This is a genomic window from Fructilactobacillus lindneri DSM 20690 = JCM 11027 (assembly GCF_002907375.1).
Classification (GTDB): domain Bacteria; phylum Bacillota; class Bacilli; order Lactobacillales; family Lactobacillaceae; genus Fructilactobacillus; species Fructilactobacillus lindneri.
The window spans coordinates 1-1,781 of the sequence record NZ_MIYK01000008.1; the positions used below are offsets into that span (position 1 = coordinate 1).

Annotated in this window: 2 protein-coding genes and 1 pseudogene; all 3 read right to left on the reverse strand. The window is 36.0% G+C overall.

Annotated elements, in window-relative coordinates; all coding sequences use genetic code 11:
- Positions 1 to 1,093: phage portal protein (locus tag BHU33_RS02925; RefSeq protein WP_054646991.1), on the reverse strand; the 1,093-nt coding region annotated here is incomplete at its 3' end.
- Positions 1,093 to 1,284, reverse strand: a complete 192-nt coding sequence (locus BHU33_RS02930) for a DUF1056 family protein (protein WP_054646992.1) — start codon at positions 1,282 to 1,284, stop codon at positions 1,093 to 1,095. The genes BHU33_RS02925 and BHU33_RS02930, both read right to left, overlap by 1 nt.
- A gap of 20 nt (positions 1,285 to 1,304) precedes the next feature.
- Positions 1,305 to 1,781 (reverse strand): annotated as a pseudogene (locus BHU33_RS07510) (terminase large subunit); the annotation flags it as partial.

The following is a 1,781-nucleotide window of genomic DNA, read 5'->3' on the forward strand; positions in this document are numbered from 1 at the left end:
CTGGTAAATCAGTTCCAATAAATCCTGACTGCTGAAGTAATACCGTTGCTTGGTTAGGAGCAAGTGCATTATGTGCAGATAGGTCAGAAATCGCAGACGCAAAAACATCTCCAGTTGGATCAACCGCAGACCGCAAGTCCATCGTTATATTTGCTGATAACTTATTATTCAACTCAGCAACAATTGCATCAGAATAACGTGATAAAGATTTGGTGTAAGCATTACTTTCCATTTGAATTGAAGATTGTTGGTCGCCTGTTCCGTTAATTACACTATCTGGTACTCCATAAACTTTAGCAATCTGTTTACCAGTCCAATTAACTTGGTTAAGCAAATCAGCAACGTTAGATTTAATTTCTAGTGGTTGATAATCTTCCAAATCATCTAGGACAACTAACCCGTTTTGACTATCATTGATAAATCTATTAGCCCGTGCCTGTTTCATTTTTAAATCTAATTTAGTACCGGCATTTAATTTCAAAATTCCGCCAGCAGTAACAGATTGTTTTAAAGCGTTTAAAGTGAGGCGGTTAACATTATTCTTAATATCAATTTCGCTAGATAACGCACTCAATGGACTGATTCCGGTCATCCCACCGTTCTGACTCATTAACCTAATGTGAATCACGTCTTGCTGCGGAACATTTTCCATAATCCCAATATCAGGTTCATCAAACGTTAAGTTATATATCATTCCGGAACCGTCAGATAAGAGAAAAGGACTAACTTGCGATGGTCTTAAATACTCCCATCGAAAATCAGTCCCATTCATATTTCTAAAACGATAAGCAAACGACTCACCGCCTAGTAAAGCTTGAGCAAACATACTTTGCCAAAACGCATGTGCGTTACTTGTTTGGCTTGGATTATCTAATATTCCTTGTGCTCGTGGTTGATCAGCTTTCAAAGTCGAACTAGCTAAATCAGAAGACAATTGGAAAATCAAACTATAAATATCTGAATTTAACAAAGCATCTCGTGCGTTTACATAAGGGCTATTGCCATTAGTTGTTGGTAATCCAAAGTTTAAAATGTCATCGTCGCTTGATACCGATTGATAGTTCATTTTATTTTGAATCTTAAATAGAGGCATTAGTTTTCACCTCCTTTACTAGCCATTAGTTCACTTAAAAAACCAGTAAAAAATAAGGCAATCCCAGTGGCTAAAATTCCCCACGAGAAGCCGAAAGTAAAAGCGAACCCAACTATGCACACTGCTCCTAAAACGAAGCATAGAACGTCAAAATAGGCCCATATCATACTAAAAAGTCTTGTAAACAACATCAAATCACCCCTTACATTTTTTAAATTAACCCGTTTTCAGGGTTTGAATACCAGTCATTAACTTCTTCATCACTCATCCGCTTAATCTGATTATCAATATCATCTGCATAAGCATAATCTGTAAAGTGTAATTTAGCTTGATAACAAGCATCAATCGTTGCATCGACTGGATCAATTCGCATTCTTCGAGCGCCTTTATCTACTCTAATTCCCATTCTTGTTTCTCTAATAATTGAATTTAGCAAACTCTTTTTAAAAACTGGGTCATTCTTAATCGTAATTTTATGATTGATAAATTCTCGTCTTAGCCATTCAGTTGGATCAGATAGCTCTGACGGAATTTGAGAAATTGGCATAATTGGATAACTTGTACTATTTACCAAAGCCGTACTAATGTAATTACCTTTAGCAGCATTATCAATCCCGAAAAACAGAACGTTTAATTGATGGTCGTCAATATAGGCGTTAATCCATTTGAAAATAGATTCATAATCAAT